At 51.0% G+C, this 15891-nt stretch carries 16 protein-coding genes and 1 riboswitch; of the genes, 4 read left to right on the plus strand and 12 right to left on the minus strand.

The window, feature by feature from the left end:
• From L696_RS0103340 to cobD, 8 genes are all read right to left on the minus strand, one after another.
• Positions 1-210: bifunctional adenosylcobinamide kinase/adenosylcobinamide-phosphate guanylyltransferase (locus L696_RS0103340; protein WP_025682386.1), on the minus strand; the 210-nt coding region annotated here is incomplete at its 3' end.
• Positions 207-1277: a nicotinate-nucleotide--dimethylbenzimidazole phosphoribosyltransferase gene (gene cobT, locus L696_RS0103345; protein WP_025682387.1), complete on the minus strand. Its 1071-nt coding sequence runs from the start codon at positions 1275-1277 to the stop codon at positions 207-209. The genes cobT and L696_RS0103340, both read right to left, overlap by 4 nt.
• A gap of 66 nt (positions 1278-1343) precedes the next feature.
• Entirely contained in the window at positions 1344-2219 is an 876-nt protein-coding gene (locus tag L696_RS0103350; RefSeq protein WP_025682388.1) for an ABC transporter ATP-binding protein, read from the minus strand.
• Positions 2216-3262 (minus strand): FecCD family ABC transporter permease, encoded by a 1047-nt coding sequence (locus L696_RS0103355; RefSeq protein ID WP_025682389.1) that lies wholly within the window; start codon positions 3260-3262, stop codon positions 2216-2218. The genes L696_RS0103350 and L696_RS0103355 overlap by 4 nt, the downstream gene beginning before the upstream one ends.
• Entirely contained in the window at positions 3259-4266 is a 1008-nt protein-coding gene (locus tag L696_RS0103360) for an ABC transporter substrate-binding protein (RefSeq protein ID WP_025682390.1), read from the minus strand. Before L696_RS0103360 ends, L696_RS0103355 begins: the two co-directional genes overlap by 4 nt.
• A 206-nt stretch (positions 4267-4472) precedes the next feature.
• A riboswitch (cobalamin riboswitch) is annotated at positions 4473-4666 on the minus strand.
• 122 nt (positions 4667-4788) lie between these two features.
• The gene (locus tag L696_RS0103365) at positions 4789-5622 is read right to left on the minus strand and encodes a histidine phosphatase family protein (RefSeq protein WP_025682391.1); all 834 of its coding nucleotides are present in this window, start codon (positions 5620-5622) and stop codon (positions 4789-4791) included.
• A 44-nt stretch (positions 5623-5666) separates the two neighbouring features.
• Positions 5667-6638: an adenosylcobinamide-phosphate synthase CbiB gene (gene cbiB / locus L696_RS0103370; protein WP_025682392.1), complete on the minus strand. Its 972-nt coding sequence runs from the start codon at positions 6636-6638 to the stop codon at positions 5667-5669.
• Positions 6628-7731, minus strand: coding sequence for a threonine-phosphate decarboxylase CobD (gene cobD, locus L696_RS0103375; protein WP_025682393.1), 1104 nt, complete (start codon positions 7729-7731; stop codon positions 6628-6630). Before cobD ends, cbiB begins: the two co-directional genes overlap by 11 nt.
• A 163-nt stretch (positions 7732-7894) precedes the next feature.
• On the opposite strand from cobD, the gene lplA reads away from it, so the two are divergent.
• Both lplA and L696_RS0103385 read left to right on the plus strand, forming a co-directional pair.
• Positions 7895-8896, plus strand: coding sequence for a lipoate--protein ligase (lplA, locus tag L696_RS0103380; protein ID WP_025682394.1), 1002 nt, complete (start codon positions 7895-7897; stop codon positions 8894-8896).
• Positions 8897-9059: 163 nt separating this feature from the next.
• Positions 9060-9860, plus strand: coding sequence for a Cof-type HAD-IIB family hydrolase (locus L696_RS0103385; protein WP_025682395.1), 801 nt, complete (start codon positions 9060-9062; stop codon positions 9858-9860).
• Between the two features lie 113 nt (positions 9861-9973).
• Here L696_RS0103385 and L696_RS0103390 read toward each other — a convergent pair whose 3' ends face one another.
• Positions 9974-10885, minus strand: coding sequence for a DMT family transporter (locus L696_RS0103390; RefSeq protein WP_025682396.1), 912 nt, complete (start codon positions 10883-10885; stop codon positions 9974-9976).
• A gap of 133 nt (positions 10886-11018) precedes the next feature.
• Between L696_RS0103390 and L696_RS0103395 the strand changes: the two genes are divergently transcribed.
• The gene (locus L696_RS0103395; protein ID WP_025682397.1) at positions 11019-12512 is read left to right on the plus strand and encodes an aminotransferase-like domain-containing protein; all 1494 of its coding nucleotides are present in this window, start codon (positions 11019-11021) and stop codon (positions 12510-12512) included.
• A 9-nt stretch (positions 12513-12521) separates the two neighbouring features.
• Here L696_RS0103395 and L696_RS0103400 read toward each other — a convergent pair whose 3' ends face one another.
• Positions 12522-13292: an MBL fold metallo-hydrolase gene (locus L696_RS0103400; protein WP_025682398.1), complete on the minus strand. Its 771-nt coding sequence runs from the start codon at positions 13290-13292 to the stop codon at positions 12522-12524.
• A gap of 150 nt (positions 13293-13442) precedes the next feature.
• A complete protein-coding gene (locus L696_RS0103405) occupies positions 13443-14504 on the minus strand; it encodes a sulfate/molybdate ABC transporter ATP-binding protein (RefSeq protein ID WP_025682399.1) in 1062 nt (353 codons plus the stop codon).
• A gap of 233 nt (positions 14505-14737) precedes the next feature.
• Between L696_RS0103405 and L696_RS0103410 the strand changes: the two genes are divergently transcribed.
• The gene (locus tag L696_RS0103410; protein ID WP_025682400.1) at positions 14738-15139 is read left to right on the plus strand and encodes a secondary thiamine-phosphate synthase enzyme YjbQ; all 402 of its coding nucleotides are present in this window, start codon (positions 14738-14740) and stop codon (positions 15137-15139) included.
• A gap of 167 nt (positions 15140-15306) precedes the next feature.
• Here the strand turns inward: L696_RS0103410 and L696_RS0103415 are convergent, their stop codons facing one another.
• Positions 15307-15888 carry a TetR/AcrR family transcriptional regulator gene (locus L696_RS0103415; protein WP_025682401.1) on the minus strand — a complete coding sequence of 194 codons (582 nt, stop codon included), beginning with the start codon at positions 15886-15888 and terminating at the stop codon, positions 15307-15309.
• Positions 15889-15891 lie beyond the last annotated feature (3 nt).

Genomic DNA, 15891 nt, shown 5'->3' on the forward strand with positions numbered 1-15891 from the left:
GTCCGGCAGCGCCTGCGCTTCCTCCAGCGTCTGCCAGTCATACCCGGCAGACTCGCGCTGGAGCCGATGAAGGGCGATACGCTCCTTCATCTCCACGTCATAGGCTTGCGCCGTTGCAATGTAGCAGGCGCGCGAGGCGCGCGACATGCACAATCGCTCGGCAAAGCCGCTTTTACCGCTGCGTGCACCGCCGGTCACGAGCGCCTTCATCGCTGCGCGGCTCCCTGACCGTCCGATACGCCTGCATCGGCAAAGGTCGCCATTTCGCGCATAATGTGGCACGCCGCATCAATCAGGTGCAGGCTAAGCGCACCGCCTGTGCCCTCACCGAGCCGCATGTCCAGATGAAGCATCGGCTCCAGCTTGAGCTCGCGAAGCACCGCCGCATGCCCGCGCTCGTCCGAGACGTGCGAAGCGAGCATGTACGCTGCGCTTGCAGGCGCAAGTGTACGCGCAGCGAGCGCAGCTGCGCCGGAGATAAAGCCGTCCAGCACGACCGGACAGCGATGAGCGGCTGCGCCGAGGATGACGCCTGCCAATGCGGCAATCTCCAGACCGCCGACCTTGGTCAGTACGACAAGGGCGTCGTTTCCGTCAGGCTGGTTCACGTCCAATGCGCGGCAGACGACCGCTATTTTACGGGTCAGCCCCGCCGAATCCACACCCGTGCCCCGGCCGACGACCATTTCTGGCTCCAGCCCGGTAAGAGCACATACGACCGCAGCGCTGGCCGTCGTATTTCCAATGCCCAGCTCTCCGGTTACGAATAATCGTGTGCCGCCTTTGACTGCTTCCGCCACAGCTTCAGCTCCAGCCAAAATCGCTTGCTCGGCTTCCGTACGCAGCATCGCCGGCCCCTTCGCCATGTTCGCGGTCCCCATACGCACCTTGCGGTTCACCAAATCCGCGTGAGCGACATCTGCATTCACACCCACGTCTACCACCTTGACATCTGCGCCTGCATGACGTGCAAGCACATTAATGGCCGCGCCGCCGGACAGCATGTTATACAGCATTTGCTGTGTAACCTCTGCCGGGAAGGCGCTGACCCCCTCTTCACACACACCATGATCCGCTGCCATGACCATAACCGTTTTGCGGTTAAACTCAGGCTTGTCCACCCCCGTAATGCCTGCCAACTGTATAGCCAGACTTTCCAGCTTTCCAAGACTCCCCGGTGGCTTCGTTAATTGGTCCAAATGCTCCGAGGCCGCCAAGGCTGCCGCCCCATCCGGCTGTGCAATGCTGGCGATCAACTGCTGTAATTTTTCGTTCATGCCCTCCACTCCCTGCTCCCTGTATGTGTTTAGCGACCTCATCATAAATTCTGTTTCTTCAATACTTTACTCAAATGACTCCAGTCGTTCGCCCCGACCAGTTGTATCCCGTGCACCTCTCCGCAGTAAAAGCTGCGGCACACCACTATCCGGATGAGGCAACATTACAGGCTCAACACCATACACATGGCGAATTCGTTCCTCAGTTAACAGCTCTGATGAAGCTCCTAACCCCTCAACCATCCCGTCCTTGAGTACAAGCAAATCATCACAAAACTGGGCAGTCAAATTGAGATCATGCAGGACAGAGATAATCGTCACGCCCGTTTCCCGCCGCCATTCCGCCAGCAGCTCCATAAATTCAAGCTGATAGCGCAGATCCAGATAGGTTGTAGGCTCATCCAGCAGCAAAATCTGTGGCTCCTGCACCATCACCTTTGCCAAAGCCACACGCTGCCGCTGTCCCCCGCTCAAACGGTCTAACGACCTGTCCGCCAAGTTGGTAAGATCCAGCCTCTCCAGCACACGATCCGCAATGATTCCCGGGTCAATCCCTTTTTCCTTATCCACCTTTTCTCTACCAAACCAGTCCTGATGGGGAAAGCGTCCCATTTCCACGACTTCCCTTACTGTGTAACCTACCGGGGGGAGCCCCTCTTGCTGGAGCACAGCTACAAGACGGGAAAGCTCTTTTCTGCCATAGCTGCTGATCTTTTTACCATATACAAGAACGTTTCCCGAAGTCGCGTGATCCACACCGGAAAGCAGATGCAGCAACGTCGACTTTCCACTCCCGTTCGGGCCGATGATGCCCCACCAATCTCCTTCGTCTACGCTCCAGCTTATATTTTTTAACGCATGGAATTCCCCAAAATCACGAGTCAGACTGGCAATCTCCAACGCCCGGACTCGCGGTGCCTGTGGTCTACTTGGTTCCTTCACAGCAATCCCCCCCTGCGCAGCTTCTTGTTCCGGTACAGGAGATATGCGAAGAACGGTGCACCGACAAAGGCCGTCATGACACCAAGCGGAATTTCGGTCGGAGCCAGTAGCGTACGTGCCGCAGTATCGGCCCAAGCCATGAAAATAGCCCCGCCCAGCCCGGATAACGGAACGATCATCCGATAGTCGGGACCCGTCACCAAACGGATGATATGCGGTACAACGAGTCCCACAAAGCCAATCACTCCGCATACCGAGACAGCCGCAGCCGTCAGCAGCGTGGATATGATCAGAACGGATAGCTTCGTCGCATCTACATGAACTCCCATGTGAGCCGCCTGACGTTCACCCAAAGCCAGAATATTCAGCACACGTGCCCGGTTCCATAGAAACACCAGTCCTATGACCACATAAGGTAAAAGGATTCCTGTATATGACCAACCGCGCAGACTAAGACTTCCCATCGTCCAGTACAATATTTCATTGACCGTCTCCTTCGACATGGCTGTCAGAAAGGAAACAACCGCTCCCAGAAAGGATTGCATCACCACACCCGACAAAATGAGACTTTGTGTTGGAATTTTTCCGCCTTCCCGTGCCAACGTCAGCACCATCCACAGCGTCAGCATTCCGGTCGTAAACGCCACTAGCGGCAGCGTCCATATGCCAACAAATGAAAATTGAAGCCCCCAATAAATCAGCACCGCCGCTCCTACCGAAGCACCAGAGGATACCCCCAGTGTATACGGATCAGCCAAAGGATTGCGCAGCACACCCTGAAATCCGGCTCCCGCCAGCGCCAGCGCTGCGCCTACCAGCATTCCCAGTAACACTCGTGGCAGTCTGACCTTCAAAATAATCTGCTCTGAGGATGTATTCCAATCCGGTGTAAACGTATCACCTAACCACGGTAGGTGGTTAACCAGAATACCCGTGATCTGGCTGACCGGAAGCTTGGCCGAGCCGATGCCAAGACAAAGTAGCAGCGTCAGCAGCAGCAGGACAAGACCTGTCCCTCCAAAGCCGATCAGTTTACGGTTCATTTGAAAATTTCAGGATACACGCCCTTGGCCACTTCCTTGAGACCTTCCGTTACGCGCGGACCCGGACGACTGATCAAATTATCATCCACGGCAAATACCCGGTTGTGACGAACAGCCGATATTTGATCCCATCCACTGCGAGCTTTAATGATATCGCCGAGCGTCTGGCCTGTTTTGTCGTCCTTGACACTTTTGCTGTACAAAATCACGTCAGGGTTCGCTGCAATAATATTTTCCTCACTGATTTGGTACCACCCCTTCTGCGTGGCACCTACATTTTCTCCGCCCGCCAACGTAATCAGTTCGTCCATAAATTCGCCTTTACCAACCGTCCAGCCTGGTGAAAACTCGACGTATACCCGCAGCTTCTGCCCTTTACCGATATTTTTAACTCCTTCTTTCACTTCCGCTACATCTGCTCTCATCTTGTCGGTCACCGCTCTCGCTTCTTTCTGATGATCGGTGATTTTACCATACAATTCGATGTTAGCCATGACATCTTCAACTGTCTTCGGTTCCGTTTTAAAAATCATAATTCCCATGTCACGCAGCTTGGTCGTAGCCTGTTCACTAAGTGAAATTCCCGCAAAAACGACTTCCGGGTTTGCAGCAATGATCGCCTCTTCGTTCGGTTTCATAATACCGCCTACTTTAGGCTTTTTCGTAGCTGCTTCCGGGTAATCAGAGTAGTCGGAGACGCCTACAATTTCCTTATCCAGCCCGATGGCGAACAGCGCCTCGGTTTCTGCCGGGGAGACGGAAACGATTTTATCCGGCGCTTTTTTGAATGTAAATTCCTGTCCTGTTGCATCCTTAATCGTGAGTGGGTAGACCGTTTTGCCCGGAGGCTCTTGTGCGGTAACTGTCTGTCCCGGCTGCTGTGAAGAAGCCTGACCCTCTTTATTTTCAGCATTCTTTCCATTAGCACCACATGCACTCAGCACAACCGCCAAGATCAGAGCCAATAGACCTGTTGTCCAAACCTTTATTTTTTTCCCTGCCATGATTTGCACCCCTTCATAAAAAAATCGTTAAGAGCGTTACTTGAATCATCCGATATCTTCTAAATCCAGCCTTCTTTTCCTATCAAAAAACCCCCGCATCCTCATCTCAGGACACAGGGGTCACGTTAGCGCAGATCGTGCGCAGGCGGCAGCTTCTTTCCGCATGGACAGTCACTGCGAACACGTCATCCTTTCCTCGAAGGATTATGGTGACAGGCGGACGGGCAGGTATCCTGACTTACAGAAACATGCGACAGCCTGCTACTCTTCATATGCTTTGTGGCACATAAAGCATAGCGGGCTGGCATTTTTCCATTTACAGTGGCGGGACCGCGCCGGACTCACACCGACTTCCCTTTTAACAGCGCAGGAAAGGCAAACCATAGTTTCATCACACTGCGCCGACCTCGTCTGCTGGATATTTGATGTAGTGGTAATCAAGCCGTTCTTTTACTTGATGATTATAGGTTAAAAAGAGACGGCTTACAACCCAAACAGCCTCTTTATCCGTTGATGTCTAACCTAATGAAGAAGCATTTTCGCAATGTAATTGTGCGGTCCTGCCAACCTCAATTGAATCCTAATTGCCGCTCCCGGCTTCGGATTCAGGCTCCAAAAATCATGGCCCGGTATCAGCATGCAAGCCAACTGACGAATTACGCCACCATGCGTAACGATCAAAATAGAGGGCGGCGCAGCAGTCAAACCCATTGGCTGAACTTCCATAGCAACACGCCACTTATACAGAGAGTCAAGAAATTTGCGCAGACGATTCACAAAATCTGCCCAAGACTCTCCTCCAGGAGGGGTGATCCGTTGCGGCTCATCAATCCAAGCGCGATACAACTCCACATCCTTAAGCATGTCATACGTTTTTCCATCCCACTCGCCAAAATGAAGCTCTCGCAGACGTGGTTCCATGATGGTAGACCCAACAGACATATTAGATAGGAAACGCTCAGACTCCCATTTCGATGTTAGCTCCAACCGTGATTCCGGTTTCGATTCGAAGTGGGTTCCCACTTCAAGCTCTGGTTTCAGTTCCGATTCCGGCAAAATGATCTGCAAGGTCTGACGACAACGTATCAAGTCACTGCAATAGATTCGGGCAAAGGAATGCCTCTGTAATTTTTCCCGCAAAGGCTCTAATTCTTGCTCTGCTCCCGGTAGCAATCCCAGATCGGAGTGCCCCAGGTATCGACGTTCCCTGTTCCATAAGGTTGTGCCGTGCCGTACCAGCACAAGCTCCAAGTCCCGATGCAGAACTTCTTTAGCATAATACGGCACCTTATCCTCCTGTGAGTTCGGACTTTGTGCGTATTCTACTGTCCTTTTTGCTGCTATATCTTGTTTCAAGATAATGTCACTTCCTGCTCGATCATTATTCAGTGTTTCACGCTTCACTGTATCCACCCCAGCGCATAGCATCCGGCGGACACGAACAGACACAATCCCGCAAACATACTGGACACGGCAAACATCAGCCGGATCGTATGCCGGATATCATCCGGCTCCATCGGTCGCACCAGCTCTCCCATATATGCGCGAAAGGAGCGCACGCCATGATATACATTATAGCCTCCGAGGCGAATCCCCAATGCACCCGCAACTGCTGATTCTGGAAAGCCGCTGTTCGGACTGGGATGCAGCCGAGCATCTCGCCTTACCGTACGCCAGCTACGTCCAGCATCATGCCGATAAACCCACGCCGCTACTACCAGCATCCACGCTGTCAGGCGTGCTGGAATGTAATTAGCGACATCATCCAGACGTGCCGAGGCCCAGCCCAAATGCAGATACTTTTCATTTTTGTAGCCAACCATGGAATCGAGGGTATTCACGGCACGATAAGCCAGAGCTAATGGTGCTCCCCCGATCAGGGCATAAAAAAGCGGGGAAATAATCGCGTCCACGATGTTTTCAGCGACCGTTTCAACCGTACCACGCACAATCTCAGGCTCATCAAGCTGCTGCGTATCCCGCCCGACGATCATCCCCAGCTCCCGGCGTGCCGCAGGCAGATCACCCGCCTTTAATTCGCGATACACTGCCATTCCGGCGTCCTTTAGTCCTTTGGAAGCAATTGTGGTTGCGATCAGCACAATTTCCGCTCCGACAGACAGCCACGGATGAATCCAGGCAAGCAAGCGCAGTAACGTCCAGCCAAGCGCAAAGGAGCCGCCCACCACAATCAGTGGCAGCAGCAAACCAGCGCGTTTCAAACCACGGTCACTGTGAACCCGGCGGCGAACCGCCTTTTCCAAGGCAGAAATGGCATGTCCCATGCCGATGACCGGATGTGGCAACCACCTCGGATCGCCGATCAGCCTGTCCAGAAGATATGCAGCCATCATGATCAAGCTAACTGTCACGCCGCCGTTCCTCCTCCAGCACTTCACCCAATACAGACAGCAGCCTATCGTTGGCTTCTGCATCCTTGACCGCAATCCGAAAATGGCTCGTTGTCAGCCCCGGATACATAGCACAGCTACGTATAAGAATTCCGCGTTGTCCAAGCGCCTGCTGAATAGCTGATGCGCTCCACGTCCCCGGCGCCCGTGCCAGCACGTAATTCGCTTCACCGGGGATGACACCGCAACCCCATTCCGCCAAAGCGGTCAGCAGACGGCTACGCTCCGTAGCAATCAGCTTCTGCGTGCGGTGCTCGTACGCTTCATCGCTCCGCAAACACGCCTCTCCGGCCAGCAACGCCAGTCCGTTCACGCTCCAGGTCACCTGCTTGGCCGTCATTCGCCGGATATAGTCCGGATGAGCAATCGCATAGCCCAAGCGCAAGCCCGGAATGGCATAAAATTTCGTCATCGACCGGATCAAAATCACATGGGGATACCGATCCAGCACAGGCAATAGTGAAATTTGCCGTTCCTGCGGGATAAAATCAATAAACGCTTCATCCACCACTAGCACGGTGCCCATTTTCCCTGCCGCCTCTGCCAGCTCGCGCAGCTCCTGATCGCCGTATTGTACACCGTTCGGATTATTCGGCTGACCGAGAAACAGAACATCCACCTGCTCCATGAGCTGGAGTATGTCTTCCACATCCGCCTTCCATTGAAGCGAGGCCTTGCCGTACACCCTGCTTACCTCAGCTCCAAATTTGCCCGCCAGCTCGGCATATTCCGAAAAGCACGGCTCCACCGTGCCCACACGCTTGGGAGCCAGTCCCAGTAACAGCAACGCCATGCTCTCAGCCGCGCCGTTTCCGATACTCAGCGACTCTGGTGGAACATGCAGTCGCCGCGCCAGCATATTTTTAAAATTCCGGTGTCCGGGGTCTGGATAGCGAACCACAGTGTCCAACGCGCTTTGCAGCACCTCAAGCACCTCCGGTGGCGGACCCAGCGGATTAATGTTCGCGCTAAAATCCACAAAATCCGCAGCCGTCCCGCCGAATGTCGCAGCAGCCGTCTCCCTGTCCCCGCCGTGACCGTAAACCTCTATCATTGCCTATCATCCTTTCCGGCCGTTCCGAATCATTTAGCTCCATTATGGGGCTGCTTTTCGCGTCCCGTCAATGCAATGAGCTTTTGTGTACATCGCTCACTTGGGTTACAATAGAAGGAGGTACACATAAAACTACACAGTTTATATATACGGAGGAATGGACATGCTGTTCATCGACAACCAGGGCATACACGATCCAGCCATTAATCTTGCCATTGAGGAGTACGCGCTCAAGCATCTTCCGCTGGACGACAGCTATCTGCTGTTTTACATTAATCAGCCTTCTATTATTATAGGCAAGCATCAAAATACCATTGAAGAAATCAACGCCGAGTTTGTCAGAGACAACAACATTCAAGTCGTTCGTCGTCTGTCTGGTGGCGGGGCTGTATATCATGACCTCGGTAATTTAAATTTCAGCTTCATTACCAAGGATAACGGGGAGTCCTTTCATAATTTCCTCAAATTCACACAGCCTGTCATTGACGCCCTGCGCCAAATGGGTGTGGAAGCCGAAATGACCGGACGCAACGATCTTCAGGTCGGTGAGCGCAAAATTTCAGGGAACGCCCAATTTGCCACGCGCGGACGCATGTTCAGCCACGGTACATTGATGTTTAACCTGAACCTGGACAATGTGGCCGCATCACTGCATGCCAATCCCGAAAAGTTTAAATCCAAAAGTACTAAATCTGTCCGTAGCCGCGTCGCTAACATCAGCGAGCTGATGGACCGGGAGATGACCATTGAGCAATTCCGCGAGGAGCTGCTGCGTTACATATTCGATGCAGAGCTGGATCAGGTACCCCAATATAAGCTAACCGATGCTGACTGGGCCAAAATCCATGAAATTTCCGCTGAACGCTACCAATCGTGGGACTGGAACTACGGTCAATCCCCTGAAAGCAATATCAAGCACACACGTAAATTTCCAGTCGGTATTATTGATATCCGCATGGATCTTAAGGAAGGTTATATCCATGATATTAAAATCTATGGAGATTTCTTCGGTGTGGGTGACGTCGCTGATATTGAAAATATTCTGCGCGGTAAACGCTACGATGAAGGCGAGGTTCGTCAAGCCTTGTCCTCTCTTGATTTGAAGCATTATTTCGGCAATATTGAGCTGGACGATTTTGTAGGACTCGTATTTTTGGAAGACTAACATCCACTTTTTCCCATTGATTCAATCCAATTCTTCAGTGGTTATAAGGGGACAGGCTCTTAAGGGAGTCGTCCCCTTTTCATTGTGATATTGTCATTTTGAATATTATAAGATACAATTTGAACATTGCCCCATGATAGAGATAAAAGGAGAGAATACCGATATGTATAAATTAATTGCCATTGATATTGATGATACACTCATTAACGACCAGAAAGAAGTTACTCCTGCAACACAACTGGCGCTTGAAGCCGCTGTAGCCAAAGGTGTCGTGGTTACTCTTGCAACAGGACGTGCTTATGCATCTGCCAAACAACTCGCCCGCCAAACTGGCTTGAACGTACCGATTATTACGTACCAAGGTGCCTTGATTAAAAACCTGCTGGACGAAAACGTGTTGTATGAGCGTTATGTTCCACTCGTGGCCGCACGTCGCCTGTATGAATTCTGTGTGGAACGCAATCTGCATCTGCAAACGTATATAGATGATAAATTGTACACACGTGAAGATAATCAGAAAATCAAGGATTACACCGAGCTGAACAATACGGAATATTTTGTAGAGCCTGTATTCAGCAAAGTGGTAGAATTGCCCACTCCTAAAATGCTGATTATTGACGAGCCGGAAGTGCTGGACAAGCTGATCCCTGAACTGCGCGAGCTGCTTGGTGATGAAGTGCATATTACCAAATCCAAGCCTCATTTTCTGGAAATCATGCATCATGAGGGCACCAAGGGTCACGCTCTTGCGTTCCTTGCTAACCATTACGGCTGTGATCTGTCCGAAACGATTGCGATCGGTGACTCCTGGAATGATCACGAAATGCTCGAATGCGCAGGTCTCGGCATAGCGATGGAGAATGCCATTCCTGATTTGAAAAAGCTGGCTGATTACATCACTAGCAGCAATAACGAAGACGGTGTTAAGCACGCCATCGACAAATTCGTGCTGAATGCTGAATAATTGAGATCAATGAAACACAACAACAAAACCTCCAAACGTCGCATGTTCAGTAACATACGGCGGCTTGGAGGTTTTTTCTGTCATATCATATGATGCCTAACAGCTTCAAAATATCAGGCAGTAGAACGCACCTTTCGCCTGTTCACCAGACGGATCATTCCATTGTTCATAAGCATTAATCCGGTCACAATGAGCAGCCCCCCCGCCAGCATCCACCAGCTTACATGCTCTCCATACACCAAGGCTCCCAATCCCACCGCAATCGGCGGTGAAATATACAACCACGTCGTCGGGAAAAGAGGATTGGTACGCTCCATGAGCCAGTAAAACAGTGTATGTGCAATCATCGAACCAAACAGAATCAGATACAATAAAGAGCCTATGGCAGGAAGGTACTGCCACCCCTCAGAACTCCACGGCTCCGTGATCGCTGACAGTACCAGCAGCATCCATCCCCCATGGAGCATTTGCGCCGCATTCAGAGCAATCGGGTTCGTTTCACGAAATACATCCATCACCCGCTTGGAATAAAGAGCACCCCCGGAATAACAGAGCTCCCCCAGCAAAATGACAAGGCATCCTGCCAGCCACAGGCCACTGATCTGAACCGCCAATCCGGGCAGCACCACCAGCACCACACCGAGAAAGCTGATCATGCAGCCAATGACCGTAATCCGCGACGTTTTTTGCCTTAGAAGCATTGATTGCAAAATAACGATCATCATCGGTCCCGTGGCTGATAAAATGGCTCCGATGCCCGAGCTGACATATTGCTCTGCCCAATACAAAGCCGAAAACGTACCGAAGGTCGTTCCAGCTCCAATGAATACCATTTCCTTCCGCCATAATAACGACCAGCGAACTTTTCCCATCAGCTTCATGGCGATAAACAATATAGCCCCTGCCGCGAAAAAACGTATGCCTGCCGACAAAAACGGCGGAAGCCCTGCTTCTACCCCCACTTTTATAGCCAAAAACGTTGTACCAAAAATAAGACACATTACCGTAAACGCCATACCAACCATGATACGTCCCTCTCCCTTCAGTTGCTTTCAAGCATACAGGGAGACAGACAGAACAGATGTGTAACCACAGAACAGTTGTATGCGGTTTTGAAATGTTTTATAGTAAAATACACACAAAAGGAGCGTGGACAGCGTGGGCAAGAACAACAGCGAATTACTCTTTCCAGCCGATCATGCCTTAAAGCTGTATGAGCAGGTCATCCATTATGTGACTGTGCGGATTGATCGCGGGGATTGGCAAACAGACATGAAGCTGCCGTCCGTACGAAGCTTGGCTCAGGAGCTGGGTGTACATCGGCTAACCGTTTTCCGGGCCTATCATGAGTTGAAGCAACAGGGGCTGGTCTATGTAAAGGACAAATCAGGATATTACGTTCATGCTTCCCAAGCGACTGAGCATGCGAAATACGCTGGCTACTCGGGGCATTCGTCCACTGATCTCTCGTTTCACTCCGAATCCGCCTATGCGGCAGATGATCCGTCTGTTTCAGCCTGGAGGGGAATGGATGGGCTTACCCGCGTTCAATCGGTGAATGCGAATTTCCAGTTTTCCAAAGCGCTGATTGACCCGTCTCTCCTGCCCAACCGATACTGGAGAGAGCTGATGATGCAGGTATTTGAAAAGCACCCGAAAGTAGCGGCCACCTATTCCTCTGTACAGGGCGATGCCGAGCTTCGGGATGCAATGGCGCAGCATTTTAGCGTCGATAAGCATTTTGCATTGTCACCGGACGAGGTGCTGATTACCTCCGGCGCACAGCAGGCCATCGACCTGATTTCCCGTTCTCTGATCCGGACAGGAGACCGCGTGTTGACCGAACGTCCCGCCTATGGCCCTGCCATGGAAATATTCCGCAGACAAGGCGCGCGTCTGACGATGATCGATATCCGACCGGAAGGCTATGATATGGAACAGCTTGAATGGTGCATGAAAACAGAAAAGCCACGTGTGTTCTATATCAATCCAACGTTTCATAATCCGACCGGCTTCACAGTGCCCGAGGAACAGCGCAAACGTCTGCCCGAGCTGGCCGAGCGCTATGGTTGCCTTATTGTCGAAGACGACAGCACCTATGACATCAGCTTTGGGCAAAAGCCGCCGTCACCTATTTTTGCCTATGATATTTCGGGAAGCGTCGTCTACATTCGCAGCTATAGCAAATATGTCGCGCCAGGTCTGCGAATCGCAGCCGTGACCTGCCGACCACAGCTCATGAACAGCCTGCTGAACGTCAAAGCGCTGGTAGATAACGGTTCGCCACTGCTGAATCAGAAGCTGTTCCTGCAATACTTTCAATCTCCACGCATGCAGCAGCATATAAAAAAGCTATGTATCGCGCTCCAGATTCGCAAGGAAACGATGGAAGACAGCCTCCGCGATTCCGGCTGGACCTGGACCAGCCCGGCAGGTGGCCTCAGTCTGTGGCTCCAGTTGCCTTCTACGTTGAAACCTAATGAACTGCTCGCCAAATGCGTGCAGGAATCGGTCACCTTCGTACCGGGTAATGTATTCGATCCAATTGGCGAGGAAGGCAAAACGAATGTGAGATTGTCCTATTCGTATGCCAACGAGCTGCAAATCAAAGAAGGTATAGCTACCCTTCTCCGCATCAGCCGGACGATGTAAGGGACAGCATTATTCCAATGGCAGGCTCACGCCGGTTCGTGCCAGGCTGATCCCTTCCAGAAGCCCGTAGTTGCGTGTGACATCCACATCATGGGACATATGTGTAAATACCGTGCGGTTGGGTTGGAGTCTCCCTATAAGCTCCTGAGCCTCCAGCATGTCATATACCGAGCGGGTTGCATATTCAGCCTCCTCATGATAAAAGCTCGTTCCCAGCACGAGCAAATCCAGATTGTGCAGGGGCAGGATTTCCGCATCATTTAGTCCAATCGAATCCGAGCAGTAGGCCCACGAGAAGCCGTCCTTTTCCAGTCGATAAGCGTAAGCATATCCGTTCTTCCCGTGATTCACACGCCATCCCCGGATATTCCATCCTCCAAGCAAGGCCCCTTGATCGACAGGGATAAAGTCAATATGCCCCGGAAGCCAGGAAAATTGACGCAGGATCATGTCGATCACCTCCTGTGGAGCGTACAAACGACCTCTGTTCCCCGTCCAGCGACAGGCATCCGCCCATTCCGGCAGTCCTCCAATATGGTCAAAATGTGCGTGCGTCACGAGAATGGTACGGATGAAGCGAAGCCCGCGCGTTTCCATCTGCTTGCGCCAGTCCGGGCCACAATCAATCATAAATTCCTCCGTCTCGCTTTCGATTAGCACAGACGACCTTAGCCTCACATTTGCCCCTGTCGTGCGGGCCTCCGTACATACGAGACAATCACAATACACACGCGGAACGCCCATCGCATCCCCCGTGCCAAGAAAAATAAGCCGATTCATGGTTTAACTCCTATCTATCTGGATGTTTTTACTACTATTATAACGAACACATCAAGTCTGCGTAAATCCTTCCAATGCCCAACGCCAAAAGGAGCATGCCCAGACCTTGAAATCAGGCCGGACATCCCCTCATGCGTGATCATTTTATTATTAAATCATGATAGGCATTGGATCTTTCTTGAGGCGGTTTTCCACCATCCAGCTGGACTGGTCGTTATACAGATAAGCCCGATGCACAAGCACGCGCACCTGCTGACCAGGCTCCAGCGTAGACTTCTCCAGCGAACGGTATGTTATGAGACGATGGTCCCCGACCTGCACTTCAACCATCCATTCACTCCCACGAAAATGCAAATGCTTCACAATGCCTTCCTCGGTCGCCGACAGAAGCGCAAACTCCTCGCTTGGACCGATATCAATATACTCCGGACGGATCAAGGCACGCGCTCCCATTCCGGCAGCTTCCTCGAAGCCTTTGAGACTGCCCGCCTGTTCGATCACCGTCGATTCCCCAATAAAGGAAGCTACGAACGGGGTCCCCGGCTTTTTATAAATATCCCAAGGTGTTCCCTTCTGCTCCAGCCGTCCCTGATTAATTACCATAATTTCATCAGCTACTTCAATCGCCTCATCTTGATCATGGGTGACAAAAATCGAAGTGATTCCCACCCGCTCTATCAACTCCCGCAGCCAGGTACGCAGCTCCTGACGAATCTTGGCGTCAATGGCTGCAAAAGGCTCATCCAGCAGCAGCAATTGAGGCTCCGGCGCCAAGGCACGCGCAAAAGCAACCCGCTGCCGCTGTCCACCAGACAACTGATGCGGATAACGATGCTCGAAGCCTTTGAGTCCTGTCAGCTCGACCAGCTCTGTGACGCGTTCCTTGATGCGGGCTTTGGAGCTTTTTTTCACTTTTAGACCAAAGGCAATATTGTCGTACACGCTCATGTGCTTGAACAAGGCATAGTTTTGAAATACAAATCCGATTCCGCGTTCCTGCGGGGCCAGCTCGTTTACCCTTTTTCCGTGAAAATGAATTTCGCCCGCATCCGGTTGCTCCAGACCCGCCAAAATCCGAAGAATGGACGTTTTACCGCCGCCACTCGGACCGAGTAAACCAATCAGATGACCCGCTTGAATATCAAAGGATACGTCCTTTACCGCATGAAAATTACCGAAATGCTTGTTTAAACCCCTTACTTCCACATGCATAACCGTACACTTCCTTTCCGCTTCTGAATCTGTGCCGGAACAGCAGCAGCCTTGCTTATCGCAAAGCGCGTACCTCATTTGAAATCATTTTATTATTCCAATGTATATACTATGTTTTTCTTATGTGATACTTTATCAAAGGAAAGCTTTCGTCGTCAACTCTATATATTACGTCAGGTGTTCATTGGGTAAAGTAAAATGGGTAAAGTAATAAGAAGAAGGGAGAGGGTATGATGTTGCATACTTTAGAATTATCCACTAGCGGACGAGATGAGATGCGTGATATTACACGCGAGGTGGCTTCATTGATCGAAAAAAGCGGAATTCAGGAAGGAACTGCACTGATTTATTGTCCACACACAACGGCCGGAATAGCCATTAATGAAAATGCCGACCCGGACGTCAAACATGATGTGATTTTAAGGCTGGACGAGGTTTATCCGTGGGAGCATCCCCAATATCGCCATAAGGAAGGAAATACGGCATCCCACCTTAAATCTATCACCACGGGACCCTCTCAGACTGTCATTATTCATGATGGAAAGTTGTTGCTCGGACGGTGGCAGGGAATTTATTTTTGCGAATTCGACGGGCCACGCAGACGCCAGTATCATGTAAAAATCATAAAAGGCTGATCTTGTAAAAAACAGACCATGATGTTCTCCTGCTGGATGCATCATCGTCTGTTACAATCTTAGTCGCTTTCGCAAAGTACCGTAATGATAAGGCACCGTCATGAAGTGAATATACCCAGAAAAGCGCCCTACAGATTCATAGCCAAGGCATGTGATTGCAGGTACGCTCATAGGTTTCTGCACAGCAGCTTTACATGTGCCAAAGCAGCGGGCCTGATCTCTTCAAATGTTAAACCATCCTGAATATAAAAGGACACAAAGCCGTGCATAGATAAAAATAAACTTTGCGGTGCTCGTGAACAATCTTCCTCTGAATGTCCCTGACCACTTAATTCCTGACGGATCATGGACGCGAATAATTCCACACAACGGTTTTGCTCTGTACGACAGTATGCGAACAGTTCTTCATCGTGCATCATGAACATAATTTCGTATTGATAAGGATTTTCCAAGCCAAAACGGATAAACTCCAGCATCAAGTGCTCCAGTCTATTCAGACCATCCTCTGGGGTGCCTGTTGCTCCTTGTAGTAGAATTCCGCGTAACGTATTAAAATCCTCAATTACAATGGCGTAGAACAGTTCAGCCTTCTCTTTAAAATGATAGTATAACGAACCATGACTGTAACCCAGATGCTGGCCAATGCTGCGCATTGAAATAGCACGGTAGCCCTTGGTAATAAACAAGTGCCTGGCCGCTTCCAGAATCCGCCCTCTTGACAACTCCTGTTCTACTGCTCTTCTAGCCATATT

It is taken from the genome of Paenibacillus maysiensis (assembly GCF_000520815.1).
Taxonomy (GTDB): Bacteria; Bacillota; Bacilli; order Paenibacillales; family Paenibacillaceae; genus Paenibacillus; species Paenibacillus maysiensis.